This window comes from Mesorhizobium sp. M7A.F.Ca.US.014.04.1.1 (genome assembly GCF_003998745.1).
Lineage (GTDB): Bacteria > Pseudomonadota > Alphaproteobacteria > Rhizobiales > Rhizobiaceae > Mesorhizobium > Mesorhizobium ciceri.
Genome location: NZ_RZRW01000012.1, coordinates 639 through 26592 on the forward strand (window position 1 = coordinate 639; position 25954 = coordinate 26592).

Annotated in this window: 23 protein-coding genes; 5 read left to right on the forward strand and 18 right to left on the reverse strand. The window is 63.7% G+C overall.

The genetic code is table 11. The features are described 5' to 3' along the window. Nucleotides 1-130: 130 nt before the first annotated feature. Genes EOA22_RS01615 through EOA22_RS01625 form a run of 3 tightly spaced genes read right to left on the reverse strand, consistent with a single transcriptional unit; the run spans nucleotide 131 to nucleotide 3010 of the window. Nucleotides 131-1300 (reverse strand): extracellular solute-binding protein, encoded by a 1170-nt coding sequence (locus tag EOA22_RS01615; RefSeq protein ID WP_063167546.1) that lies wholly within the window; start codon nucleotides 1298-1300, stop codon nucleotides 131-133. Next, nucleotides 1297-2457 carry a CaiB/BaiF CoA-transferase family protein gene (locus EOA22_RS01620; protein ID WP_063167547.1) on the reverse strand — a complete coding sequence of 387 codons (1161 nt, stop codon included), beginning with the start codon at nucleotides 2455-2457 and terminating at the stop codon, nucleotides 1297-1299. The genes EOA22_RS01615 and EOA22_RS01620 overlap by 4 nt, the downstream gene beginning before the upstream one ends. Before the next feature lies 1 nt (nucleotide 2458). Next, nucleotides 2459-3010 (reverse strand): MaoC family dehydratase, encoded by a 552-nt coding sequence (locus EOA22_RS01625; RefSeq protein ID WP_013533014.1) that lies wholly within the window; start codon nucleotides 3008-3010, stop codon nucleotides 2459-2461. A 199-nt stretch (nucleotides 3011-3209) separates the two neighbouring features. Here EOA22_RS01625 and EOA22_RS01630 point away from each other — a divergent pair, with 199 nt between their 5' ends. After that, complete coding sequence (locus tag EOA22_RS01630) at nucleotides 3210-4307, forward strand: lactonase family protein (protein WP_063167548.1); 1098 nt, start codon at nucleotides 3210-3212, stop codon at nucleotides 4305-4307. Between the two features lie 24 nt (nucleotides 4308-4331). On the opposite strand, the gene EOA22_RS01635 is transcribed toward EOA22_RS01630, so the two are convergent. The 3 genes from EOA22_RS01635 to EOA22_RS01645 all read right to left on the reverse strand — a co-directional run bounded on the left by EOA22_RS01635 (nucleotide 4332) and on the right by EOA22_RS01645 (nucleotide 6915). Further along, nucleotides 4332-5318 carry a Tim44 domain-containing protein gene (locus EOA22_RS01635; protein ID WP_063167549.1) on the reverse strand — a complete coding sequence of 329 codons (987 nt, stop codon included), beginning with the start codon at nucleotides 5316-5318 and terminating at the stop codon, nucleotides 4332-4334. Nucleotides 5319-5391: 73 nt separating this feature from the next. Further along, nucleotides 5392-5694 (reverse strand): zf-TFIIB domain-containing protein, encoded by a 303-nt coding sequence (locus EOA22_RS01640; RefSeq protein WP_024502504.1) that lies wholly within the window; start codon nucleotides 5692-5694, stop codon nucleotides 5392-5394. Nucleotides 5695-5925: 231 nt separating this feature from the next. Next, nucleotides 5926-6915 carry a zinc-dependent alcohol dehydrogenase family protein gene (locus EOA22_RS01645; protein WP_063167550.1) on the reverse strand — a complete coding sequence of 330 codons (990 nt, stop codon included), beginning with the start codon at nucleotides 6913-6915 and terminating at the stop codon, nucleotides 5926-5928. A 101-nt stretch (nucleotides 6916-7016) separates the two neighbouring features. On the opposite strand from EOA22_RS01645, the gene EOA22_RS01650 reads away from it, so the two are divergent. Next, entirely contained in the window at nucleotides 7017-7919 is a 903-nt protein-coding gene (locus EOA22_RS01650; protein WP_063167551.1) for a LysR family transcriptional regulator, read from the forward strand. Nucleotides 7920-7936: 17 nt separating this feature from the next. Here the strand turns inward: EOA22_RS01650 and EOA22_RS01655 are convergent, their stop codons facing one another. The 7 genes from EOA22_RS01655 to EOA22_RS01685 form a co-directional block, all read right to left on the reverse strand. After that, nucleotides 7937-9964, reverse strand: coding sequence for a CocE/NonD family hydrolase (locus tag EOA22_RS01655; protein WP_063167552.1), 2028 nt, complete (start codon nucleotides 9962-9964; stop codon nucleotides 7937-7939). A gap of 48 nt (nucleotides 9965-10012) precedes the next feature. Beyond that, nucleotides 10013-10987 carry an ABC transporter ATP-binding protein gene (locus tag EOA22_RS01660; RefSeq protein WP_013533007.1) on the reverse strand — a complete coding sequence of 325 codons (975 nt, stop codon included), beginning with the start codon at nucleotides 10985-10987 and terminating at the stop codon, nucleotides 10013-10015. Beyond that, nucleotides 10984-11967, reverse strand: coding sequence for an ABC transporter ATP-binding protein (locus tag EOA22_RS01665; RefSeq protein WP_063167553.1), 984 nt, complete (start codon nucleotides 11965-11967; stop codon nucleotides 10984-10986). Before EOA22_RS01665 ends, EOA22_RS01660 begins: the two co-directional genes overlap by 4 nt. Then, on the reverse strand, nucleotides 11964-12809 hold the full coding sequence (locus EOA22_RS01670; protein WP_082826413.1) for an ABC transporter permease: 846 nt from the start codon (nucleotides 12807-12809) through the stop codon (nucleotides 11964-11966). The genes EOA22_RS01665 and EOA22_RS01670 overlap by 4 nt, the downstream gene beginning before the upstream one ends. 22 nt (nucleotides 12810-12831) lie before the next feature. Beyond that, entirely contained in the window at nucleotides 12832-13779 is a 948-nt protein-coding gene (locus tag EOA22_RS01675; RefSeq protein WP_063167554.1) for an ABC transporter permease, read from the reverse strand. 52 nt (nucleotides 13780-13831) lie between these two features. Continuing rightward, nucleotides 13832-15391, reverse strand: coding sequence for an ABC transporter substrate-binding protein (locus tag EOA22_RS01680; protein ID WP_063167555.1), 1560 nt, complete (start codon nucleotides 15389-15391; stop codon nucleotides 13832-13834). A 312-nt stretch (nucleotides 15392-15703) separates the two neighbouring features. Continuing rightward, nucleotides 15704-16696 (reverse strand): membrane dipeptidase, encoded by a 993-nt coding sequence (locus EOA22_RS01685; protein WP_082826414.1) that lies wholly within the window; start codon nucleotides 16694-16696, stop codon nucleotides 15704-15706. Nucleotides 16697-16891: 195 nt separating this feature from the next. Here EOA22_RS01685 and EOA22_RS01690 point away from each other — a divergent pair, with 195 nt between their 5' ends. After that, complete coding sequence (locus EOA22_RS01690; RefSeq protein ID WP_063167556.1) at nucleotides 16892-18163, forward strand: FAD-binding oxidoreductase; 1272 nt, start codon at nucleotides 16892-16894, stop codon at nucleotides 18161-18163. Between the two features lie 3 nt (nucleotides 18164-18166). Here EOA22_RS01690 and EOA22_RS01695 read toward each other — a convergent pair whose 3' ends face one another. Further along, complete coding sequence (locus tag EOA22_RS01695; protein WP_063167557.1) at nucleotides 18167-19084, reverse strand: LysR family transcriptional regulator; 918 nt, start codon at nucleotides 19082-19084, stop codon at nucleotides 18167-18169. Nucleotides 19085-19212: 128 nt separating this feature from the next. Between EOA22_RS01695 and EOA22_RS01700 the strand changes: the two genes are divergently transcribed. Next, nucleotides 19213-20550 (forward strand): aromatic ring-hydroxylating dioxygenase subunit alpha, encoded by a 1338-nt coding sequence (locus EOA22_RS01700; protein ID WP_164745998.1) that lies wholly within the window; start codon nucleotides 19213-19215, stop codon nucleotides 20548-20550. Nucleotides 20551-20634: 84 nt separating this feature from the next. After that, on the forward strand, nucleotides 20635-22281 hold the full coding sequence (locus EOA22_RS01705) for an acetolactate synthase large subunit (RefSeq protein ID WP_063167559.1): 1647 nt from the start codon (nucleotides 20635-20637) through the stop codon (nucleotides 22279-22281). 48 nt (nucleotides 22282-22329) lie between these two features. Here EOA22_RS01705 and EOA22_RS01710 read toward each other — a convergent pair whose 3' ends face one another. The 4 genes from EOA22_RS01710 to EOA22_RS01725 all read right to left on the reverse strand — a co-directional run. Next, nucleotides 22330-23499, reverse strand: coding sequence for a substrate-binding protein (locus EOA22_RS01710; RefSeq protein ID WP_063167560.1), 1170 nt, complete (start codon nucleotides 23497-23499; stop codon nucleotides 22330-22332). 82 nt (nucleotides 23500-23581) lie between these two features. Then, nucleotides 23582-24283, reverse strand: coding sequence for an ABC transporter ATP-binding protein (locus EOA22_RS01715; RefSeq protein WP_063167561.1), 702 nt, complete (start codon nucleotides 24281-24283; stop codon nucleotides 23582-23584). Between the two features lie 2 nt (nucleotides 24284-24285). Continuing rightward, nucleotides 24286-24990: an ATP-binding cassette domain-containing protein gene (locus EOA22_RS01720; protein ID WP_013532995.1), complete on the reverse strand. Its 705-nt coding sequence runs from the start codon at nucleotides 24988-24990 to the stop codon at nucleotides 24286-24288. Beyond that, nucleotides 24987-25954: branched-chain amino acid ABC transporter permease (locus EOA22_RS01725; RefSeq protein WP_164755181.1), on the reverse strand; the 968-nt coding region annotated here is incomplete at its 5' end. The genes EOA22_RS01720 and EOA22_RS01725, both read right to left, overlap by 4 nt.

The window sequence follows — 25954 nt, forward strand, 5'->3', positions numbered from 1 at the left end:
GGCGGGCAGCCCGCCGATGACGCCTTGCACATCCTGCGCAAAGGCGGTCGTTGCAAGCGAGGCAAGCGCGGTTGCGGCCAGCAGGCCGCGGATCATTCCTGTCATCTCGTTCTCCTCCGTTCGGTTTGGTTCAGGCTCCTCCACCGGCAGCGCCGGACACCTGCACCGGGGAACTCTCCCGAAACAGGCGATTGAGATCGGCAACAACCTGTCGGGCTTGATGCCGGGAGGTCATGCCGGAAAGGATGCGTTCGGATGCTGCTTGCTGGAAAGTCATGTAGCCGTCGTGGCGCGGCCGCACCCATGCACCCTCCAGCGTCGCGCGCGTATCCCGATAGAAGTCGCCGGTCGCTTCATTGACAGCCTGGTCCTCCCAGGCCGCTGCATGGCCGGGCTGGCCGCCGGCGGCGGCATAGGCGCCACGCTGGACATCGCCGCTCGCGACCCAATAGGCGAAGTCGATCGCGGCATCCCTGGCTTTGGAAAAGGCTGATACGGCTATGCCGGTGCCGCCAAGCGCCGAACCGACCGGGCCGCCGGAACCGATGACCGGAACATCGGCAAAGGCCAGCCGGTTCGCCCGAAAGCCAGCCGTCGCATAGGAAACGTAACCATAGATCAGTGGCGCGCAGACGAACCTGGAACCGGCCTCCGCCATACGTTCGGAGACGGCAATCGGGTCCATCTCGAAACACGCGGGATCGACCAGCGCTGCGATCTCGCGCATTGCCTCGAAGACTTGGCTACCGATCTCCACATCGATCAGATCGTCGGATGGATCGGTCGTGCAGGCATGCCCGAGATTCCCGGCAAGCGTGTAGAACACCATCAACACGTGAGGCGGCCGCAGCGGCAGCAGCACGCGGCCTTGCCGGGCGAGATCGAGCACCTCGCTCCAGCGCGCCGGTGGCGCACCGATCGCATCCGGACGCCATGCCTGGACCTGCGTTGCCGCATCGATCGGGAAAGCCCATTGCCGTCCTTGCCAGTTGTAGCTCGGATAGGACTGGCCGATGCTGCCCGAGGCAAGGGCCGTGCGTTCCGCCTCGCGTCCGGCGACATCCAGCGGCTCCAGGCAGCCTTCGGCCGTGATCTGGCCGACATGCGGATGGTCGATGACGATGAGGTCATAGGCGCGCGCCAGTTCTTCGACCGGGAAGGATTCGAAGTCCTGCAGCGAGCGCTTGTCCCATTCGATGGCAATACCGGTCTTCTGCTGCCACAGCGCCGAGCAGGCGACCATCGGATCATAGCCACGCGGATGGCTCCAGGTCATGCCTTTGAGCTTGGGCGAACTCACAGGCCGAACTCCGCGCGGATGGCGGCACTGTGCTCGCCGATGCGGGGCGCCGCCCGATCGGCCTTGGCTCTTATGCCATCGACCCGGAGCGGCGAACTGGTGGTGAGGATCGAGACATCGTCCTCGCGCGTCACAGTCTGCAGCATGCCGAGGGAATGGAACCCTTCGCTCGCCAGCATCTCCGGCCAGGTCAGCACTTTGGCGCACCAGATGTCGGCCGGCTCGAGGATATCAAGCCACTCGTCGATCGTCTTGGTGGCGATCCGCTGTGCGATGATCGCCTTGATGTCGTCACGCGCGGTGAACCACGACGCAGGCTTGTCGCGATAGGGTGCGAGTTCGCTGAGCGACAGGAGATCGGCCAGCTTGGGAATCGGCGTCATGGCGATGGCGAGGTATCCGTCCTTGGCCGGGTAAACACCGTAAGGCGCCGACAGATAGGCATGCGCGCTGCGGAAGCTGGAGCGCCTGGGCAGCCGGCGGCCGTCATTGAGATGCGTCGTCAGCACCTCGAACTGGAAATCGACCAGCGCTTCCAGGAGACTGGTTTCGATATGGCTGCCCTGGCCGGTGATGCCGCGCCGCACGAGTGCGGCCAGAATGCCCTGCGCGCAGGCGGCACCGGCCAGCATGTCGCCGATGGCAAGACCGAACGGCACCGGCCCTTGGTCCTCATCGCCGTTCAGCCACATCACGCCGGAGCGCGCCTGCGCCAGCAGGTCTTGGCCGGGTCTCTTGACCCATGGTCCGTCTTCGCCATAGCCGCTGATCGAGGCATAGACCAGCCGCGGATTGATCTTGCGGACCGCCTCATAGTCCAAGCCGAGCCGCTCGATGACGCCCGGCCGGAAATTCTGGATCAGCACATCGGCCTTGGCCAGAAGGCCGCGCAACGCCTCGAGATCGGTCTCGTTCTTGAGGTCGATGGCAAGACTTTCCTTGGCCCGGTTGATGGCATGGAAGATGGTGGAATCGCCGCCGATCTCGGTGTCGCTGAGATAGAGCCGGCGCGACAGGTCGCCGCCATCCGGACGCTCGATCTTGATGACGCGGGCGCCGAGATCGAGCAGCCTGAGTGAGCAATAGGGCCCGGACAGGAACTGGCTCATGTCGACGACGACGAGACCGGCGAGCGGCAATTCGGCTGCTGCCGGCATGCTATTTCTCCGTCTTGCCGACGAAGTCGGCCGGGTTGCGGTACTTCACCGTCTGCAGATGCTCGCAATAGAGAACCAACTCGCCTTCGCCCTTGAACACCTCATAGCTGGCGCGGATCAGCCCCATTTCCTTGTAGCGGGGCTTCTTGTCGAGGTTGGAGCGGATCGAATAGATCGTGTCGCCAATGAAGACGGGTTTTATGAAGCGGAGCTTGTCGTAGCCATAGGAGAAGGCATTGACGCAGTTGGTGGCGACCAGCCCCAGGCCAGCCGAAAAGACAAAGGCGCCGGCGATCAGCCGCTTGCCGAAAATGCCTTCGTTCTCGGCAAACATCTGGTCCTGCACATAGGGGTGGATGTCGAGCACCAGCGTGTTGAACAAATGGCTGTCGCCTTCGGCCATTGTGCGCCGCAACGAGCGGATCTTCTGGCCGACGGGCCAGTCCTCGTAGAACCAGTTTTCGGCATTCCACACCGGCAGCGCGGCGTGATCTCCGGGCATGTTCTTGGGATGCGTCGAGGCGACGCCGACGGTAGGTGCGAAATCGTTCATGGTCGGCACCGCCAGACCTGCATGGGGCACGTCACAGCTGTCGGAAAACGCATCAAGGCGTCGAAATACAAGACGTCTCCTCCCGTCAATCTTCTTTTGTAAATAGTATTTTCACATATGGGGTTGCGTTGCAAGCGTGAACAGGCGAAATTTTGGCTGCTCCCGCGCGCCAAAGCGCAGGCGGGTAGGGGAGGAAATCATGCGCGAGAATTGTCTGGTCTTTGTCGGCAGCCTGAACCGCGAGGCGCCGTATTTTCAGGGCGCTCGGGGCGTCGGCCTCAGCGTCTACAGCTTTGACGAGACGACGCTGGAAACACGAAAACTGGCCGAGACCAACGACGTCGACAATCCGACCTTCCTCTCGGTGACACCGGACGGCTCGCGGATCTACGCCAACTCGGAAGTGTTCACCTGGCGCGAGGGCACCGTCTCAGCTTACAGCTTCGATCGAGCTTCGGGGACGCTCATTTATCTGAACAAGCAACCGTCGCTCGGCAGCATAGCCGCCCACAACACCATCACCCGCGACGGGACAAAACTGCTGGTCGCCAATTACGGCATGGGCGAGGGCGGCCCGGATCGCGCGGTGGCTGTCTATGGCTTCGAAGAGAACGGCGCCTTGTCGGCGCCGCTCGCCAGCGTTTCGCATGAGGGCAGCGGCCCGAATGTGGCGCGGCAGGAACGCTCGCATGCGCACAGCGTCACCGAAACCATCGGCGGGGGAACAGCCATCGTCGCCGACCTCGGCATCGACCGGCTGGTGTCTTACCGGATCGAGCGCGAGGGCAATCTGGCCAAGCTAACCGAATCCGCTTTGCCATCCGGCGCCGGTCCACGCCACCTCGCACTGCATCCGAACGGACGCTTCGTCTTCGTCATGAACGAACTGGATTCGACCATCGTGTCGATGGCGCTGGACGAAGCCACCGGCAAGCTCTCGATCATCGACGCAAAGCCGGCGGTGCCGGCCGAGGCACGCGACAGCAACCACTGCGCCGATATCCAGATCTCACCGGATGGCCGTTTTGTCTACGGCTCCAACCGCGGCCATGACAGCGTCGTCATCATGGCGGTCGACCAGCAGACAGGGTCGCTCAGCCTCGTCAGCTATATCCCTTGCGGCGGCGCGACCCCGCGTAACCTGGCGCTGACGCCGTCAGGCGGCCATCTGTTTTCCGCCAACCAGAATGGCGACCGCATTTCGATCTTCGCCCGCGACGCCGACAGCGGCATACTGACCGACACCGGGCGCGCCATCGAGATCGGCACGCCGATGTGCGTCAAGATCGTGCGCTGAACGCCCACAAAAATCGCCCGAGGCTCAAGCCTGTTGTATTGCCGAGAGCTTCCAGTTCGATCCATTCTCACGCACGAAAGTCCACAGCTCGGTCGTCTCTGTCGGATGATCATCGTCGCCCGCGACGATTTTGCCGCTGGCCCGTTCGCGCGTCACGTCACGAGATTCGTAGCGCAAGGCGGCTGTGGCGTAGTCGCGCTCATCCTCGCGCCAGCTTTCCGCGATGTCGGCCTGCAGCAAGGTGATATCAGTCACCTCGTTCCTGAGACCTTTCTGGGCATTGTCGGCCAACTCTTCCGAAAGATAGGATACCATTTCGGGTGTAACCGCCCGGCGCAGAGCGGCATGGTCTTCGCGCCCGAATGCTTCCTGGACATCGGTCAGCAGCTGCTGGAATGCGTCGAGATCCGTCTGGGCCAGCGTGATCTCCTCGGAGGCGGCGGCCGGAGAGCCTCCACCTGAACCGCCGCTGAAACCGGGAATTGTGAAGGAGCCTGCAGTCTGCTGCCCTGCCGTTGAGCGGTTCTCAAATCGCGAAGCCTGGGCATTGCCGGCACCTGCGAGCGCCGGCGCGGGGCCGCGCGCGGATTGCGAGCGGAAGAACCTGATGGCCAGCATGATCGCGCCACCGATCAGCAAGGCCTGAAGCAGGAAACCGAACATGCCGGCCAGGCCGCCGAAGCCCTGACCCAAAAGCAGGCCGAACAGGCCGCCGAGCAACAGGCCGCGCATCATCGTTCCACCGAAACCGCTCATGAAGCCGGGCCTCTGCAGGCCGGCCTGCGGCTGCCGGGCCGCGTTGTTCACACCGGTGTTGGGCGTCATCGACCGCTCGACCGGAGCGGTCGGTGCTGGGGCCGTCCTGGTCGGCGGTGCCGATTGGAACGTACGCATGCCACGACTGCCGAAACTGCCGCCACGACGGGCCTCGGCATGGTCCATCGCAACCATGGAGAATGCAAGGAACAGTCCTGCAAAGAGGGCTGCAAATCGGCTGGTGCGGGAAATCATCGGAGATGAACCTTTGTCGATGTGGTTTCGGAAGTTTCAGCAAGTGCCGGCCTGGATGTCGGGCATCATGCGGTCAGTCGAACAACTCTTCGAAGAATGATTTCTTCCGCTTTGGATAGCGGTGACCGTGCGAGCGGGAATAATCGTCATCGCGGCTCTGGCCATGTTGTGGCTGGGAGAATGCTGCCGGCTGTGGCTGCGGCGCGGGCGCCGCTTCCCTGCCGGAACGCTCGATGATCTTGTCGAGTTCTCCTCGATCAAGCCAGACGCCGCGGCACTGCGGACAGTAGTCGATTTCGATACCCTGGCGTTCGCTCATCACGAGCGCGACGCGGCAGGAGGGGCAAACCATACCGAGGAGGGAAGTAGATGTCATACGGGGCTCCAAACCGAAAGGAATGAGCCCGCTTGACCGAAAGAATGGAAACGGGCCCGTTAAAGCGGTCCGACATCACAATCGCCAAAAGCGACAGTCAGAGGGGCCCGGCCCGCACCGAACAGTTAGGGATGCAAAGCCGCGGCTTCAAGGTCGATATTGCCCTGCAAGAATGATTTGTTCGCCAGCGTTGCTCAGGCAGTCACCACGATTCAAATCGTCACCACGATCTCAGATCGTCACTACGATCTTGCCGAACTGCTCGTTCGACTCCAGGTAGCGGTGCGCCTCGACGATTTGGTCGAACGCGAAGGTCCTGTCGATGATCGGCCTCAGCGTTCCGTGCTCCAGACCTTCGACGATAAACGCCTTGGCGGCCTCGAGTTTCACAGGGTTGCCGGTGATCTCGTGGACGAGGTAGCCGCGCAGTGTCAGCGTCTTGCTCAGCACCGCTGGCAGCGGGAATGGCGTCGGCTCGCGGCTGAGACCGCCATATTCGATGAGGATGCCGCCACGCGACATGGCCGCTGTGAGTGGCTCGAAGATCGGGCCGCCGATCGCATCGAACACGACGCGCACGCCTTCAGGCCCTGCGATCTCATTCAGCCGTGCCGCCAAATCCTCCTCGGCCAAGGTGACGACTTCAGCCGCGCCGGCATCGAGCAGGGCCTGCCTCTTCGCCGATGTCCGCGTCACCGCAATCGCTGTTGCACCGACCCTGTTGGCGATCTGGATTGCCGCAAGCCCGACGCTGCTCGAGGCTGCGGTGATCACCACGTGGTCTCCGCTGTGCAGCCCGGCGATATCGATCAGCGCGCCATAGGCGGTGAGATACTGCATCCAGACGGCCGCTGCCGTCTGCCAGTCGAGCGACGGCGGATGCTTGACGACAAGTCCGGCGGGGTAGGTGGCAAACTCGCCATAGGCCGGCCAGCGGATCATCGATTGCGGCGGGATGACACTGACGCTGTCGCCCGGCGCGAAATCCTTCACGCCGACACCAATAGCCTCGATGACGCCCGCTGCCTCGAGGCCAAGCCCCGAGGGGAGCGTCGGCGTCTCGATATAGGAAGCCGCGCGCAGCAGCGCTTCGGCGCGATTGAGGCCGAGTGCCTTGACCCGGATTTGAACTTCGCCCGAACCCGGTGGGGAAAGCGCGACATCCTCGATGCGCAGAACCTCGGGGCCACCATGCTGGTGAAAGCGAACTACGCGTGTCATTCGGATACTCCAAATCATCTGAACCGAATGAGCTATGCAGCCGGTCTTGCCAGGGATAAATGGCTGTAAGAGAAGAACAGTAGAAACCAGGAGTTCTGAATATGGATCGGCTTGAGAGCATGGCCGTGTTCGTCAAGGCGGTCGATCTCGGCTCGTTCGCGGCCGCGGCGGTCGCGCTTGATCTCTCCGGACCGATGGTCGGCAAGCATGTCCGGTTTCTTGAGGAGCGGCTGGGCGTGCGGCTGCTCAACCGGACCACGCGACGGCAGAGCCTGACCGACTTCGGCCGCGCTTACTATGAACGCTGTCGGGTGGTGCTCGCCGAGGCCGAAGCCGCCGATGCGCTCGCCGCCGAACAGTTTTCGGAGCCACGTGGAAAACTGCGGGTCACCATGCCGGCGCATTTCGGGCGCCATTGCGTGACCCCCGTGTTGCTGAAGCTGGCCCATCAATATCCGATGCTGGAACTCGACCTGTCGCTCACCGACCGCTTGGCGGATCTTGCCGAGGACGGCTACGATCTCGCAATCCGCACCGGCACTCTTGACGACAAGGTGGGGGTGATTGCGCGTCGCGTCGCGCGTCAGGGCATGGTCGTCTGCGCGGCACCCTCTTATCTCAGAATTCATGGCGAGCCGCAGCGGATCGAGGATCTCGCCGACCATCAGGCGATTGTCTACCGCCGGCTCGGCCAGGTCGTTCACCCGTGGTTGTTTGTGCGCGAGGGGCAACCCACGCTCGAGATCACGCCAACCGGACGGCTGCGGCTCGACGATCTCGATGCCATCGCTGACGCGGCCGCCGACGGCATGGGGCTGGCCTGGCTGCCCTGGTGGCTGGTACGCGACCGCATTCAGGCCGGCGCGCTGATGGCGCTGTTGCCGGACCAGCCGCGATATCTCTACGACTGCCACGCGCTTTGGCTGCAGACACCGCATCTGCCGCTGAAGGTGCGGCTGGCCGTCGATGCGCTGGCCGTCGCCTTGCCGAAATCGATGGCCTGATTGCCAATCGCCGCCGCTCAGTTGAGATCGCGCCGATACTCCTTGACCTCGCTGCGGTCGACGATCCGCTCGTCTCCGTCATGGGCAGTGATGTGGGTCTCGATCCGCCAGACGTCGCGCAGCGCGCGCACCGTCGCCGTCACTGAAAGGCGCGCCTGCCAGTCGCCGCGGCCATAGGATTTTTCCCAGGTGCAGGTGCCGACCGCCGAGGTCGGGTCGTCGGGGTGAATGGAGAACCGGTCGACATGCTTCGCTGAAAGGACGATTCCCGTATGCGGATGCCGCACCGTGCCGCCATCATTGACGACTTGGTAGACCGTCTCGCTGGTGACCTGGTCTGTCGAAACCGAGCGCTGAAAACCGTCGCCCTTGGCCAGAACCTCCTGCTCCATCGGCGCGGCGCTTTCCGGAGCCAGGAAGGCCCCCAGCGTGTCGTCCAGCTTCTGCGGCGCGCGCACCGGCAGGATCAGCCGGCTGTCCCCGCAATGGATCGACAGCGTCGCCTGCTCGGCGGTCGGAAAGACGATCGGCCAATGCGATGTCGCCAGTGCCAGCCGGATACGCTCGCCAGCCTCGAAACGCTGCCCGCAGCAGCGCAGCTTGATGCGGACGGTCTCCGCCCGGCCCGGCACCATGGGTACGATGTCCAGATCATCGTTGCGATGGCTCAGATTGAGGATGCCGTAGCTGATGCGCGAGGCAGCACCTTCCGGGAACACTTGCGACAGCGTGGCGGACAGAAGCGCAACCGGCTTGTCGGAGGAGAGCTTGACCTCGAATTCGGGAAAACCGAGGATCTCGACCGCTTCGGTCAACGGCGCCGTCTCGAAGATCAGGGCATTGCCTTCTTCCGTGCGTTGGTCGACCGGCAAGGTAGGCATGACGCCATAACCGCACCAGGCGCCGGACGACAGGCCGGCCGTCTGCGGCGATGAAATCTCCAGGATCGTGTCTTCGCCCCTGGCCTCGCTCAGCACATGCGGCGCAAGGTTCAGCACCTTTTCGCCGATTCCCGGCCCCGGCCATGCCGGCTCCGCGACCCAGCGGCCGGGTCGCTCGTCATAGATCGCTGCCGGCCGTGCGGGATCTTGAATCCAGGCGCGCAGCATCGGCTCGTCGGCAATGCCGGTGTTTATGCCCTTGAGATATTGATCCCACCAGCGCAGGCACTCCTGCAGGAAGCCGATGCGCGGTCCCGGCATGGCGAAGTGCGGATATTTATGGCCCCAGGGTCCAATCAGCCCTTTACGGGGACCGCTTAGCTTTTCCAGCATCCGGAAGATCGGATTGGGATAACCGTCGGCCCAGCCGCCGACGGCGTAGACCGGGATTTCGACATCGGAATATTCCTCGCAGATCGAACCGTGCTTGTAGAAATCGTCGCGGCGCTGGTGTTCAAACCAGTCCTGCATCCAGATGCCATTGCCATTCAGCCGTTGTTTCCAAAGATCGCGCCAGCGGTCGCCGACAATGAGCGGGTCGGGCGGGGTCATGGCGATGGCCCAGGCGGTGGTTCCCCACATCAGATTGTCGCACATCATCGCGCCGCCGAGATAATGCACGTCGTCGTTATAGCGGTCGTCGGTCGAGCACAGCGAAACGACGGCTTTCAGCGCCGGCGGCCGGCGGGCCGCGACCTGCAGCCCGTTGAAGCCGCCCCAGCTGATGCCGATCATGCCGACGCTTCCCGAGCACCAGGATTGCCTCGCCAGCCATTCGATGACCACCAGGCAGTCATCCTGCTCCTGCTTCAGATACTCACCCTTGCACAGCCCTTCGCTGTCGCCCGAGCCGCGCATATCGACCCGCACGCCGGCATAGCCGTGACCGGCGAAATAGGGATGCGTCAGCGCATCGCGCTCCACCGTTCCGTCACGCTTGCGATAGGGCAAATATTCGAGGATCGCCGGCACGGGATCGCTCTCCGCGTCTTCCGGCAGCCAGACACGCGCCGCCAGCTTGACGCCATCCGGCATCGGAATCCACAAATTCTCGATCTCGCGGATTTTGCGCGGGAAATCGGTGACGATGCGGATATCTTGCATGGCGGCTCCTCTCAACGCCCCGGCCGACACTTGCGCCGGTGGCGATCCTTATGTGTTCAGCGGGAAATGGCAGGTTAGACGGCTGTCGCCGACCGAGGCCGGGACGGGGACATCCAGCGCGCAACGGCCCTCGGCCTGCGGGCAGCGTGTGTGAAACTCGCAGCCTGAGGGGCGCGCCAGCAAGGACGGAACGTCAGCCGGCAGCGTGATGCGCTGGTGCACCCGATCTGGATCGGGCTCGGGGTTGGCGGACAGAAGGGCCGCCGTATAGGGATGATGCGGGGCACGGAAGATCGCTTCGGTTTCGCCCTGCTCGACGAAGCGTCCGAGATACATCACCGCCATGCGGTCGGCGATCTGGCGCACGACATGCAGATTGTGGGTGATGATCAGCATCGACAGGCCCATGCGGTCGCGCAGGTCGTTGAGCAGGTTCAGCACCTCTCCCTGCACGGAGACGTCGAGGCCGGCGGTCGGCTCGTCGGCGACGACCAGCACCGGGTCCAGCGCGATCGCCCGCGCAACGCCGACGCGGCGCGCCTGGCCGCCGGATAGCTGGTGCGGGTAGCGGTCGGCGAAATCGCGCGGCAGACCGACCAGCGCAAGAAGCCGTGTGACTTCAGCGTTGAGATCGCGATCCGACAAACCGTGGATGACGAAAGGCTCCGACAGCAGCGAGCGCACGCTGAGCCGCGGCGACAGCGATCCGACCGGATCCTGGAACATCATCGGCATGCGCCGCCGCACCGGTTTCATCGCGGCGTTGGACAGGCCTTGCAGTTCCTGTCCTTCGAACACGATCGTGCCTGCTTTCACCGGCTGAAGACCGTTGAGGGTGCGCGCCAGCGTCGTCTTGCCCGAGCCGGATTCGCCGACCAGCGCGAAGGTGCTGCCTCGTTGAAGCGTGAAGCTGACGCCGGAGACCGCTTCGATTTCGGTGGCCCGCCCCGCGAGCCTGGCGGACAGGCCGCCAACCCGAAACGAGACGCGCAGGTCGCTGACACGGAGCAGGTCTTCGTTCATGCGCTCATGGCCCCCAGTGGAACGTCCGCGTGCCAGCAATGGGCGATATGAGATCCGCCGACAGGGGCGTTGGGAGGCGTCGTCAGGCATTGGGCGTCGGCGCGATCGCAGCGCGGCTGGAAGACGCAGCCGCTTGGTCGGCGGCGCAGGTCCGGCAAGGTCCCGGCAATCGTCGGCAGCCGGGGCACACGCTGCGACAGCCGGGCGGGATCGCAGGCCAGCAGCTTCTGCGTGTAGGGATGGCGGGCGTCGTGGAAGATCTCGCGGGTCGTGCCGCTTTCCACCACCTCGCCGGCATACATCACGATCATCTCGTCGCAGAGTTCGGCGATCACGCCCAGATGATGCGAGATGAACAGCACCGAGCAGCCGATGTCGCGCTGCAGATCCTTGAGCAGTTCGATGGTGGCCACCTCCAGCGTCGCATCGAGCGCCGTGGTCGGCTCGTCGGCGATCAGCAGCGCTGGCTCCATCATCAGCGCCATGGCGATGGCGATGCGCTGCTTCATGCCGCCGGAGAATTCGTGCGGAAACTGCGTCAGCCGGCTTTCCGGATCGGGAATGCGAACCTTGCGCAGCATGGCGACCGAGCGCGCATCCTTGTCCCGCTTCGACAGACCCGAGCGATACTGGATGTCGCGCATCTGCCGCCCCACCGACAGCACCGGGTTGAGCGCACCCATCGGGTCCTGGAAAACGGTGGCGATCCTTTGCCCGCGCAGGCCGCGCATCGCGGTGGGGTCGAGCCGGGCAAGGTTCTTGTCGCCCTCGAAGATGATGTCGCCCGATAATATCTCGCCATTGTCGGCGAGCAGGCCGAGAATGGCGTTGATGAGCGTCGACTTCCCGCAGCCGGATTCGCCGACCACGCCAACGCTGCGGTTGGCCGGCACGGAAAAACTCACCTGCTTCAGCGCCTCCAGTCGCCCACTCTCGGTGTGGAAGGCGACGCTCAGATCCTTGATCGCGAGAACCGTCATGACCGCCCCTTCAGCCGGGGATCGAAGAGGTCGCGCAGCGTCTCGCCGAAGAAGGTGAAGCCGAGTGTGGTCAGCACGATGGGCAGGCCGCCGGCAATCACGATCCAGTAGGAATCGCGGATGTTGGCAAAGCCGTCATTGAGGATCGCGCCCCAGCTCGGCGTTGGCGGCCGCACGCCGAGCCCGAGGAAGCTCATGCCGGCCTCGATCGCCACCACCACGGGAATGTCCATCGATATCAGGATCAGGATCGGGCCGATGATGTTGGGCAGGATATGGACGCGCAGGATACGGCCGGCACTGGCGCCCATCGAGCGCGCCGCCATGACATGTTCGGCCGACTTCAGCACCAGCGTCTGCGTCCTGATGATGCGGGCATAGCCCGGCACATTGACCAGCATCACCACCAGCACCACCGCATAGAGCGAGGGGCCGAACAGGGTGACCAGCGTCAGCGCCAGCATGACGGTGGGAAAGCTCTTCACGGCGTCGAAGATCAGCAGCAGCACATTGTCGAGCCAGCGCGGCCCATAGCCGGCGATCAGCCCGAGCACCACGCCGACGACCAGCGACACCGCTGTCGCGCCCAGCGCGATCAAGAGCGCGACGCGCCCGCCATAGAGCACCCGGGTCAGAAGATCACGGCCGAGGTGGTCGGTGCCGAGCAGATGCAGCAGGCTCGGCGAAGCGAAGCGTTCGGCCGGCGATATCTTGCTCGGCGCATAGCTGGTCAGCGCGCTGGCAAACACCGCCGACAGCACCACCAGCGTCACCAGCGTCAGGCCGACGGCGCCGAGCGGCTCGCGCATGATGCCGCGCACGGTGCGCCACAATCCGGACAACCGGCTGCCGCCGGAAGACAGCTCAGTTGAAACTTGATCTGACACGGGGATCCAAGATACCGACCAGAATGTCGGCCGCTACGTTGACGAGGACGAAGAAGACCGTGGTGACCAGCACGGCTCCGGAGACGATGGGGTAGTTGCGCACCGAGATCGCCTCATAGACCAGCTTGCCGATGCCGGGGCGGGCGAAGACGATTTCGGCGAAAACGGAAGACGACAGCATGTGGCCGATGCCGACGCCGAGCAGGGTGATCGTGGGCAGCACGGCAATGCGCAGCGCGTAGGTGTAGACGATCCGGTGCTCTGTCAGGCCGAAGGCGCGCGCCGTGCGGATATGGCTGGCCTCCAGCGTCTCCAGCATCGAGGCGCGCACCATGCGCGAGATGTAGCCGATCCAGCCAAGCCCGACCGCCAGCGACGGCAGGATGAGGTGCTGGAGCCGGCTGGCGAGGTCGCCCGGTTCGCCGGCGCCGATCGCCGGCAGCCATTGCAGTGCGACCGCGAACACCAGCAGCGAATAGATGGCGACGACGAAGGACGGCACCGCGATCATCGCCACCGAAAGAACCCCGATCACCTGATCGACAAAGCCGCCTCGGCGCACCGCGGCGATACAGCCAAGCGGGATGCCAAGCGCCACCGACCAGGTGATGCCGCCGACCACCAGCGCCAGCGTGAACGGAAGCTGCTCGATCACCACGTCCAGCACCGGCCGGTTCGACAGAACCTCGGTGCCCAGGTCACCGCGCAGGACCGATCCGTAGAAGTGCAGGAACTGCCGCCACACCGGCTGGTCGAGGCCCATGCGTACGCGCAGCGCCTCCATCATCTCCGGCGTCGCGCGTGGCCCCAGCGCGACGGAGGCCGGGTCGCCGGGAATGAGGTAGACCATGGCGAACATCATCATCATAGCGACGCTGATGATGATGGCGCCAAGCCACAGACGCTTGAGGGCGTAGCGGATCATTTTCGGTACCTGTCGGACGGTCTTTGGTGGGGGCGAGCCCCGCCCTCCGATATCATGCCGGTTTGAAGCCGGTGAACACGGGCTCGCCGTTCGGCTTCAGGCCGGCCACAAGCGTGTCTCGATTCATGATGCCGGTGACCTCATGCGTCAGGAAAACGTAGTTGCCGTTCTCCTCCATCAGGTCCTGCAGCTTCTTGTAGATGACATCGCGTTTCGCCGGGTCGAGCTCGACCATGCCTTCGGCATTGAGCTTGTCGAATTCCTCGCTGGAAAACCGCTCCCAGTTCCAGACGCCGATCTGGTCGCGGGTGAACCAGGCAGTCGCCCAGCTCGGATCCGGCTGCATGGAGAAGCGGCTGATGATCATCTGCAGCTTCTTCCAGTAGTCGCCTTCCTTGGCGCCAAGCGTCCAGAAGGTGCCGCTGTCGTTCTGCTTGATCTCCACATTGAGGCCGACATCCTGCAGGTTCGACTGCACGACCTGCGCCGCGGTCAGCCGCTCGGTCTTGTTGAGGATGTCGAGCGTGATCGTCGTGCCGGCCAGCCCCTCCTTGGCGATCATGTCGCGGGCGCGGTCTGGGTCGAAATCGAAAAGGTTCTTCTCGCGATGGCCGGGCAGGCCGGGCGCGATGATGCCGGTGGCGGTTGCGGCGGCGCCGAAATAGGCAGCATCGACCACCGCCTTGCGGTCCACGGCGTACTGAACCGCGCGGCGCATGTTGAGATTGTTGAAGGGAGCGACATCCTGGTTCATGCCGAGCCAGACAAAGGCCAGCGAAGGCTTCTCCACCACTGTCGTCTTCGGCGGCGGCGTCTGCTTCAGGCGCGAGATCGAGGAGACCGCGGTCCAGGTGTAGTCGAGGTCGCCGGCCTCATAGCCGAGTTCGGCGGTCTTCTCGTCCTCGATCGGATGAATGTGGATTTCCGCGAAGGCACCTTGCTCGTACTTCCAGTCGGGATTGCGGACCAGCACCGTGCGCTGCTTGGGCAGCCATTCCTTCAGGATGTAGGGGCCTGACTGAGCCACTGGCTTGACGCCCATCTTGCCACCGAGCTCGGTGATGGCGCGCTTTGACAGGATGGTGCCGGACGGCGTCGGCAAAGTCGACGTCCACAGCGGCGCGAAGGCTTGTTTCAGGTGGATCAGCCCCGACAGCTTGTCCTTGACCTCGACTTCCTTGAGCGTTGCCCAGTCGCCGGAATAGGGGCTCTTGTTGGCTGGGTCGGCGATGCGTTCGATCGAAAACTTGACGTCTTCGGCCGTCATCTGGCCGTAGCCATCGGTGAAGCCGATATTGTCGCGCAGCTGGAAGGCGACGGTCAGCGGATCGAGCTGCTTGATCGTTTCCGCCGCCATCGGCCGCCAGCCCCAGCTGTCGCCAGGCGTGGTGACGACGAGGCCGGCGAAGATGACGCTGGTGATGTCGCCTTCAGGCGCCGCCAGCCGGAAGCAAGGGTCGAGCGTCTGGATGTCGGCGTAGGAGCGCACCTTGAGGATCGGCCCGTCGCTCGACCAGGAAACTTTTGGATTGACCATTGAGGCGAGGCCGAAAGCGCCGGCTGCGGCGAGCAGGCTGCGGCGCGAAACCCTGGTGTCGGCTAGAATGGACATGCTCTACCCCTCAGCTGTTTTCGTTGTCTTGTTTTCAGGCCGCAGGCCATTCTCCAAGCCGGGCCGAATGTGTCGGTCCGCTAAAACTGCTAATAATAGACATCTATGTCTAGCGAAAATTTTGCCGGCACGTCCGAATCTTGGATACGGACGATCTTGCGGAAAATCTCGACATCTGTTCCGACCGCCGCCGGCGCGTCGACTTGGGCAAGTCACGGGCGGAATGTGATCGCGCAGACGATATGGCCTGGCCCGCCATTCGGTGGGGCCTGGATCAAGAGCTGTAGCGGAGATAGGCCTCTCGGCCGCCGCTCACTTCCAGATTTCAGCCGCCAGGCGCATGAAATTGCCGCCCAGGACATCGCGCACGGTCTGCTCGGACTGGCCGCGGCGCAGAAGAACCTCGGTCAGTTCGCGCATCTGACCTGGAGCCGCGTAGGTCGTCGCCCCCTCCGGATATTCGCTCTTGGGCCAGAATTGCGGATTGTCGGAAATGATGCGGTCGATGCCTTTGACATCAACCGGAAAGGCGTAGTCCAGTCCGATGCCGACATGATTTGGGCCAGCCAGGTCGACGAGATATTCGATGTGGTCAGCCAGCCTGTCCGAGTCCGTGCGTCCCTCTCCCAGGAAACGATTGAGCCCGACGATCGCGACGATGCCGCCGGTGCGCGCGCAGGCCTTGATCTGCTCGTCGGTGATATTGCGGCCATGGCCGCACAAGGCCTTGGCGTTGGAGTGCGAGAAGATGACTGGCCGGTTGGAGTATTCCATCACCTCCATCGAGGTGCGATAGCCGGTGTGGGTGACGTCGACGAACATGCCGAGACGGTTCATCTCGTCGATGACCTCGCGGCCGAACGCCGTCAGGCTGGTCTCGACATCGTGGCAACCGCCGCCGGCCAGATTGTTCCTGTTGTACGCAAACAGGATCTGGCGGACGCCCAGATGGTGATAGAACTCGACCATCTCGACGCGGCCGTCGAGCGCGTTCATGCCCTCGATGTCGAAGGTGATCGCCAGTTTGCCTTCAAGCTTGGCCTTGCGGATTTCCGCGACGGAGGAGACCAGCGTGTAGTGCTCGGGATTGGCAAGGATCCAGTGGCGGAAATTTGCGAGCGTCCGCACGGTCTGCTCCCAGGGCAACAGGTCGAAGCCGACATCGATCGACAGATAGTCGATGCCGGCGTCGCGCCAGATCTGCAGATTGTTCAGGTCCGCCGCCGGGTCCGGCATGAAGCCGGAATGCGCGTCCCATATGATTTCACTGTCGAAAATGGCCTGGGCGGCTGTCGAAACGCTCACTTTTTCCTCGCTCTCTCGGCGACACAACACAACGGAAAGCCGGATCAAGCGGCGTTCCGGACGTGTGATCCAGATGCAGTGCGCATCAAGTATCAGGCCACAGACACATGTGTCTAGACAGTCCGGGACGAGCCTGTATGGTCGCCGTCGCTGTATGTCGCTCCGACCGGAACATCGGCAAAAGGGAGAACAAAGATGAGTTCAAACGGAAGCCATGGCGGCAGCGATAGCAGGCATATCGCGGTGATTGGCGGCGGCATCATCGGCTGCAGCGCGGCTTTCCATCTGCTGCGGTCCGGCGTGCGCCGGGTGACGGTCATCGATGCCGGCCAGCCGGGTGCCGCAACCACAAGCGCCGGTGCTGGCTTCGTCTCCCATTGGTCCGCCGGCATGATCCCGCTCGGTGAAGAGGGCTTTCAGCTGCAGCAATATGGCCTCGATTTCTATCGCAGGCTGCACGAGGTCGGCGCCGAGATTGGTTATCGGCCGAACGGCACCTTGATCATGGCGCTGACCGAGGACGGGCGCGAACGCTTCGTCCGCCCGGTGCTGGATTCTCCCTATGCGCCGCCGGAAATGCAGGACCTGGACGCCGTGCAGATCGGGCAGAAGATGCAGGGCCTCATCGATCCGGCCCGGGTCCATTCGGCGGCCTACAATCCGCACGGCATCCAGCTCGACACCAAGCTGGCGATGGGGGTGCTGACCGGCCAGATCAGCGAGCTCGGCGGCGTCTTCCGCAGCAACACACGCGTGACTGCCGTCCATGATGCCGGCGACCGGGTGACGATCGAGACCGACCAGGGCGGTCTTGAGGCTGATGGCGTGATTGTTGCCGCCGGCGCCTGGAACAACCAGGTCCTGTCAGGCCTTGGCTGGCAGTTGCCGCTGCTGCGCGTCGTTGCAACGCGCATCGTCACCGACGACCGTGGGCTGCCATCGACCATTCCCACCGTCCAGTGCCGCGAATTGCGGCTGTGGCTGCGCGAGACATTCGGCGCCATAATGTGGGGAACCGGCCGGCACTACAAACCTCTCAACAAGACGAACGACAGCGAAATCGAACCCGGCCAGCCGCACAATATCGGGCTGATGCAGGAAACCTCCGAGCAGGAGCTTGCCGAGTTGCAGACGGTGTTCCCGCCGCTGCGCGGTTCGACGATCGCGAGCTGGGCGCAAGGCGTGCCGTGCTACACGCCCGACAACAACCTTATCGTCGGCAAAGTCCCCGGCAGCGACAATATCGTGGTCGTCGGTGGCGACAATGAGAGCGGCGTCACCCATGGACCGGGTCTTGGCCGGCTCTCTTGCGAACTGGTTCTCGGGCAGACCCCGTTCGTTTCCGTCGAGCGGTTCCGTGTCGATCGCTACGCCTCCAACGCCTTCAAGTCGGAAGCCGAGATCGAGGCCGCCATGCCGGCCTGGGGCGCGCGTCACGAGGCGTCGCGGTTTGGTCGCGAGGCCTGATCGTCAGCTGCCCCCGGCGCTTGCCTGCAAGCTGTCGCCGACGCTGCCGAGCAGCGCCTGCGCCACCGCCCTGACAACCGGGCCGGCGTTCTTCCTCATGACGATGTGGAAGGAGCCGGCGTGGCGCCGCGAGGTCTTGGTCAGCCGGACGAGCTGGCCGCGGCGCAGATGCTCGTCGGCAAATCCCGCCCAGGCGAGCGCCGCGCCGCGCCCGGCGATGGTTTCGTGTATCATCGACATGTAGCCGGTGAACCGAGGTCCGTCGAGTTTCCGGTCGGTTCCGACCCACGATTGCCAACTGTCGATCGCGCCCGGCGGCGTCACCTGATGCAGCAGCGGCACTGCCAGGAAAGCCTCAGGCTCTTCCGAGGCGAGCGCCGGATAACGCGCCAGGAACGCCGGCGCGCAAACCGGGAACCACTCACCCTCGAGCAGTTTTTCGGTCACGAAGTCGGGCCATTGCCCGGCTTCGCCGAAACGGATCGACAATGCCACTTCAGGCTGGTCGAAATCCCTGTAGTCGGTGGATGTCTGCAGCAGCACCCGGCCATCGGCAACCTGCGATGTGATGAGGCCGAAGCGCGGCATCAGCCATGCCTGCGCGAAGTCGTGGCTGCAGCCGACCACGAATGTATCGCTGTCGTGCGCGGTCAAATCCTCGACCGCTTGCCTGATGGTGCCGAGACCCTCGCGGATCGCTTCGGCCAGCGTGTTGCCGGCCCCGGTGACGGCGACGCGGTTGCCTCTGCGCGTGAACAGCTCGACCGACAGCTGGCGCTCGAGATTGGCGACATGCCTGCTGACCGCCGATTGTGCGATGTTGAGCTCCTGTGCGGCCAGCGTCAGCCCGCCATGCCTGGCGGCAGCCTCGAAGACGACCATGGCGTTCAGCAGGGGAAGCGATGTCTTGAGGGTTTTCACGATCCAAACCTGCTTTCATGCCTTTTCGATATGAATGTCTATCATTTCTGTATTTGCTGCAAGCCTTTCCGCATCGCACACTCTATCGAAACGTCATTCGAACGCCAGCGAGCAGAAAGGTGTTTGCCGTGCAGGCCTACACATCGAACAGCCAGCCTATCGACAGAAGCGAGACCGTCAGGCTGATCGACCGGCAACGTCCGGACTGGTCGCTGGAACAGGCCTTCTACGCGGCCCCTGCCATCTTCGCGCTGGAACGGGACTTGTGGTTTCCGCGTCAATGGATGCTTGTCGCCCATGCCAGCGAGGTCCCAGAAAAAGGCCGCTACATCGTGCGCCAGCTTTTCGACGAGGAGATCATCGTCGTGCGCTTCGACGACGGCGAGGAGGACATCGCGGCCTACTACAATGTCTGCACCCATCGCGGCTCGCGGCTCTGCGCCAAGGATGGTCGCGGCAAGCTTCTGGTCTGCCCCTACCATGCCTGGTCGTTCAGGCTGACCGGCGAGTTGCAGTCACGGCAGGATCTACCGGAAAGCGTCGATCCGGAAGCGCTGGGACTGCACCGCGTACCCTGCAAGAGTTTCGGCGGCCTCGTGTTCTGCGGCCTTGATGCCAATTCGCTGCCCGACATCCAGCCTGTCGCGGACGGGCTGACCGGCGGCTTGCGCGAAAACGGCCTTGACCGTGCACGCATCGTCGCGCGCAAGAACTATCTCACCAAGGCGAACTGGAAGCTGGTGCTCGAGAACTTCCTCGAATGCTATCACTGCCGGCCGGCCCACCCCGAATATTACCGCGTCAACGGCCATGTCAAAGTGACCGCGACCCGCGACGCCGACAAGGCGGTCGAGTGGCAGAATGAAATCGAGGCCTGGCACAGCGTCATCGGCGATGCCGAGTTCCACAAGGGCGCGTGGCAGGCTGGCGACCTCGACACGATGCCGTTTGCCATGCACCGCAAGCCGATCGGATCCGGCCGCAACACGCTGTCCAATACAGGTGAGGGGGTCTCATGCCTGATGGGCGGCCGTCACGCCTATGATGGTGGCGAAAGCGGCTTCCGCCTCGGACGCCTGTCGTTTGCAAGTGCTGCCAATGATTATGTCACGCTGTTCCAGATGATACCGCGCAGCGCCACGGAAACCGACGTCATTCTGACCTGGCTCGTCGACAAGGACGCCGATGGCGACATCGACGCCGATGCGATCAGCTGGATGTGGGACGTCACCACGGTGCAGGACAAGAAGATCACCGAGGACAATGCCGACGGCATCATGTCGCGCGCCTACCGGCCGGGTCCCTATACGCCGCTGGAAAGCCAGACCTCGTTCTTCGTGCAGACCTATCTGTCAGAACTGCGTTCGCTGATCACCGGCACGCGCGGCGCACCGATCAGCCAATGGTCTGCGCCGAAGGAACTTTTCGCCTCGCCGAAAGCGGCGAGTTGCAACGCGCGCCTCTGACCCGCAGCCGAAGATGCCTCTTTGAGGCGTCGCGTTCCGATGCCATATGAAGGTGGCCGACGGAATGTTGCGGGAGAGGTGGTCATGACCAAAGGTTCGGATCTGTTCGTCGCGGCCCTCGAGAACGAAGGGGTCGAGCGGATTTTCGGCATTCCGGGCGAAGAAAATCTCGATATCGTCGAATCCATCCGCCGCTCCTCGATCCAGCTGATCCTGACCCGCCACGAGCAGGCAGCCGCTTTCATGGCCGCCACCTATGGCAGGCTTACCGGCAAGCCGGGTGTGTGCATCACCACGCTTGGCCCGGGCGCGCTCAACCTTTCGACCGGTTCGGCCTATGCGCTGCTCGGCGCGATGCCGATGATCATGATCACCGGCCAGAAAGGCATCCTGTCATCCCGGCAGGCGCGCTTCCAGATCGTCGACATCGTCGCGGCGATGAAGCCGCTGACCAAGCTGTCGCGTCAGATCGTTTCGCCGAAGATGATCCCCTCGTTGGTTCGCGAAGCTTTCCGTGTCGCCCAGGAAGAGCGTCCCGGCCCCGTACATCTTGAATTGCCGGAAGACATTGCGGCGGCCGAGTGTGAACCGGTAGCACTCGTGCCAACGCATCCGGTCGAACTGCCGCTGGCCAGCCCGGGCGCGCTTGATCGCGCCGCCCGTATGATCATGGAAGCCAGGCGTCCGCTGCTGATGTTTGGTGCGGCGGCGTCGCGACCGCGCGTGACTCCCGATGTCGCCCAGTTCGTGCTGCGGACGCAAATTCCCTATTTCACCACGCAGATGGGCAAGGGCACCGTGCCTGGCGGCACGGAGCTCTATATGGGAACGGCAGCCCTTTCGGAGCGCGACTATGTGCACGAGGCCATCGAACAGGCCGATCTGATCATCACCGTCGGTCACGACACGGTAGAGAAGCCGCCCTTCATCATGGGGGCGAAGGGGCCGAAGGTCATTCATGTCGGCTACCATTCAGCCGATGTCGAGCAGGTCTATTTCCCGCAAGCCGAAATCGTCGGCGACCTCGGTCCTTCGCTGGCGCTGCTGGCCGACCGCATCGAGGGCAAGGTCCCCAATGCACAGGCCTTGCTGCCGCTGCGGGAAGGCATTCTGAGCCGCATCGCCGCGCGCGCCACCGAAGATCGCTTCACGCCGCAGCGCATCGTGCATGACGTGCGCGCCGTGATGCCGGCGGATGGGATTCTTGCCCTCGACAACGGCATGTACAAGATCTGGTTCGCGCGCAACTACCGCACCCGCATGGCAAACACGATCCTGCTCGACAATGCGCTGGCCACGATGGGCGCGGGCTTGCCGTCGGCGATGATGGCGGCACTGCTCTATCCGCAGCGCCGTGTCATGGCCATCTGTGGCGATGGCGGCTTCATGATGAACAGCCAGGAACTGGAGACCGCCGTCAGGCTCAAGCTCAATCTCGTCGTCCTGCTGCTCGAAGACCATGCCTATGGCATGATCCGCTGGAAGCAGGCGGTCGACGAATTTCCGGATTTCGGCATGACCTTCGGCAATCCCGACTTCGTCAGATATGCCGAGGCCTACGGAGCCAAGGGGACAAGAGTTGGCGAGATCGCCGATTTGCGGCAGGCGCTGGAACGGGCCTTCACCGGCGGCGGCGTGCACCTCGTCGTCGTGCCCATCGACTATCCCGAAAACACCAGGGTGCTTGTCGACGAATTGCGCGAGCGGCTGCCTGCGCCGCAAGCGAGCTGACGGCGGCAAAGCCGCCGTCAGGATTACCTGGAGCTGTTGCCGAAGCGCCTACAGTTTGCAGTAAGGGGTGGCCGGCGCGATCGTCCCGAAATCCTTGGCGATCTCATAGCTGATGCCGTCTGCGGCCGCCTTGCCGACATAGGAATGGCAGAGCGTGTGGTTGTTGCTGGCATCGACCCGGATCTTGCCTTGCGGCGCGTCGAACTCGATCGTCGGCAGCGCCTTGAGCACATCATCGTCCTTCAGCGATCCGGCCTTCTCGGCGGCCAGGGCGTAGAGATGCAGGCCGTTGTAGCCGGCTTCGCCGATGCCGTTGACCATCTTCTCCTTGCCGAACTTCTCGCGGAAGCTCGCGATGAACTTCTTGTTGACCGGATTGTCGAGCGCCATCCAGTAAGGCTGCGGTGCGTAGGTGCCGGCCGCGACGCCGGGCGGCAGCGCGTCCTTGTTGAAGACCTCGTCGAGCGGTGCGATCAGCGGCTGCTTGATATCGAAGCTGCGATACTGCTTGAGCTGGGTGACGGCGTCGTTGCCGACCACCATCGACCAGACGACATCGGGCTTCAGCGACTTGATCTTCTGGAAGGCCGGGCCGAAATCCGTGGTGCCGAACGGATAGTAGTCGGCGCCGATGATCTTGCCGCCGGCCTTTTCGTAAGCCGCCGTGATCGCCTCGGTCATCTTCTGCGGCCAGGCATAGTCGGAGGCCATGACGTAGATGGTCTTGCCGAGGGTCTCGGCCACCCACGGCATCATCGGGTCGACCTGCTGCATCGGGATCGGGCCGGTGGCGACGAAGTAGCGGTTGCATTCGCCGCCCTCGAAATTGGTTGGGTAGAAGAACAGCTTCTTGGCCTTCGAGGTCACCGACAGCGTAGCACTTCGCTCCGGCGAAATGATCGTGCCCATGACCACGTCGACCTTGTCTTCGTTGATGAGCTTGCGCGCCTTGTCGATGGAACCCTTGGTCGTGGTCTGGTTGTCCTCGATGAACAACTCGACCTGGCGCCCGCCAATGCCATTGGCGGCGTTCAGTTCGGCGGCGGCGAGCTTGTAGCAATTGAGCAGCGTCTCGCCGAGGATCGCCTGCAGCCCGGTGATCGGGATCGACAGGCCGACCTTGACGGTGTCGGCGGCGCGCAGGACCGACGGCGCACCGACCATGGCGAAAGCGGCCGCGGCGCCGCCGGATTTCAAGACAGTTCTTCTGCTTATCATTGTTGTGTTCCCTTCCAGTCCCAGGCGCGCCCCATGCACGCCTTACAAGTCAACAAGCTCCCAGGCGCGCTTCAGGCGCGCCTTATAGGGCCAACAGATCCTTCAGCAGGGTCTCGTCGGCGAACGCCTCCGGCGCGCCTTCATGGACGATCCTGCCCTTCTCCATCACCAGGCAGCGGTCCGATGCCTTGAGAACGAGATCGAGATTCTGCTCGACCAGCACGATCGCGATGCTGCGTTTGCGCGCGATGCGCGGCACCAGCTCGGCGATCGACTGCACGATGTTCGGCTGTATGCCTTCCGAAGGCTCATCGAGCAGCAGCACCGACGGCAGGCCGCAGAGCGCGCGGCCGATCGCCAGCATCTGCTGCTGGCCGCCCGAAAGCGTGCCGGCGACCTGCGCTTCGCGCTCGCGCAGGATCGGAAAATAGCCGAAGATGTCGGCCGAAATGCCGCCGTCGCCACGGTCCTTGGCAGCGCGGGTGCCGACCTCCAGGTTTTGCCGCACCGTCAGCTGGTTGAAGATCCCGCGCCCCTGCGGCACATGCGCAATGCCTGCCCGCGCGCGGCGGAAGGCCGGCGCGTTCGTGAGGTCCTTGTCACCGAGAACCACCGCGCCACCGCTCGCTCGCAAGCCGCCGGCGATGACGCGCAGCAGCGTCGTCTTGCCGGCGCCGTTACGGCCGAGCAGGCCGACGACTTCGCCTGGCGCGACACTGAGGTCGATGCCGTTCAGCACCGGGAGCGGGCCGTAGCCGGCTGACACCGCCATTGTCCGCAGCATGATCAGCGCCTCCCCAGATAGACATCGCGGACCATTTCGTCGGTCTCGATGTCATGGAAAGGACCGCTGCGCAGGCGGCGTCCCTGATGCAGCACCAGCGTCTCGCAGTTCAGCGCCCGTACGAAGCGGATATCGTGTTCGACGGCGACGATCGAGAACTCGCCCTTTAGGCGTAGCAGCATATCGGCCGTCGCCAGCGTCTCCTGCGGCGTCATGCCGGCGGTGGGTTCGTCGAGCAAAAGCAACCGCGGCTCGATTGCCAGCGCCATGCCGATCTCCAGCCATTGCTTCTGGCCATGCGCGAGTTCGCCGGCCGGTGTGGCGGCGCGATTGCTCAGCGCGACCAATTCCAGCAATTCGCCAACCGGGCGCACAGGCGAGGGCGCCCCCCAGCGGGCGACCTTCACATTGTCTTCCACCGAGAGGCTCGGGAAGACGGACGGGATCTGGAACTTGCGCGCGATGCCGAGCCGGGCGATGCGATGCAGCGGCAGGCCGGCTATGTCGTGGCCGAGGAAGCGCACGCTGCCGCTGGTCGGGCGCAGCGTACCGGTCAACACATTGAGGAAGGTGCTTTTGCCGGCGCCGTTCGGGCCGATGATGCAGCAGAGTTCCTTGTCGCGTACAGTGAGGTTCAGGGCCTCCAGCGCCTGCAGCCCGCCAAAGCGGATGCCGACATTTTCGGCCTGGAGCAGGATGTCGCTCATTGTGCGCGCCTCCCGCCTTTGAACAGGGCTTTCAGTCGCGCGTAGATCGACAGGATGCCGTCCGGCAGGACGAAGACGATGATGACGAAGACACAGCCGAGCAATAGCGGCCACAGGCTCGGGTTGAAACTGCTGATCGTCTGCTGCGCACGCTGGATGAAGATGGCGCCGAGCACCGGCCCCAGCAGCGTGCCGCGCCCGCCGACCGCCACCCAGACGATGACTTCCGTCGACAGAAGCAGTCCGGACAGATCCGGTGCCACCAACCCCGCCATGCAGACATAGAGCGCGCCGGCAAGGCCGGCGATCGCCGCCGACAGGACGAAGGTGACGAGCAGCCGCAACGGCGCATTGTGGCCGAGCGCTGCTGCCCGGACTTCATTGTCCTGTATGGCGGTCAGCACCGTACCCCAGCGGCCACGGCTGATCGACCACAGCGCCAGCACGGTCACCGCGACGATGGCCGAGACGAAGATGTAGCTGGGCAGGTCCTGGCTGAGATCGACGTGCAGCCCGCCGACATCGAAGGCAATCGGCGGAATGCCGATCAGCCCGCTGTCGCCGCCGGTGACCGAGCTCCAGGAGACCGCCGCCTGCTGGCAGATGACGCCCATGGCCAGCGTGACGATGGTGAAATAGCTGCCACGGATGCCGCCGAAAAACAGGAAGTAGCCGATGATGGCGGAGACCAAGGCCGCACCGGCCACCGCACCGATGATGCCAAGCAGGCTGGCGAAGGAGATCGCATCGTTGAGCGTGATCAGCGCCATGATGTAGCCGCCGATGCCGAAAAACGCAGCGTGGCCGAAACACAGGATTCCAGTGCGGCCCCAGAAGAAGTCGAGGCTCGCGGCGAACAGGCCGAAGATCAGCGCGTCGCGGATCACGGTCAGCTGATACCCGCCGACAAAGAACGGATAGATGATCGCGAGCGCCACGCAGGCGGCGAAGATCAGCAGCCAGT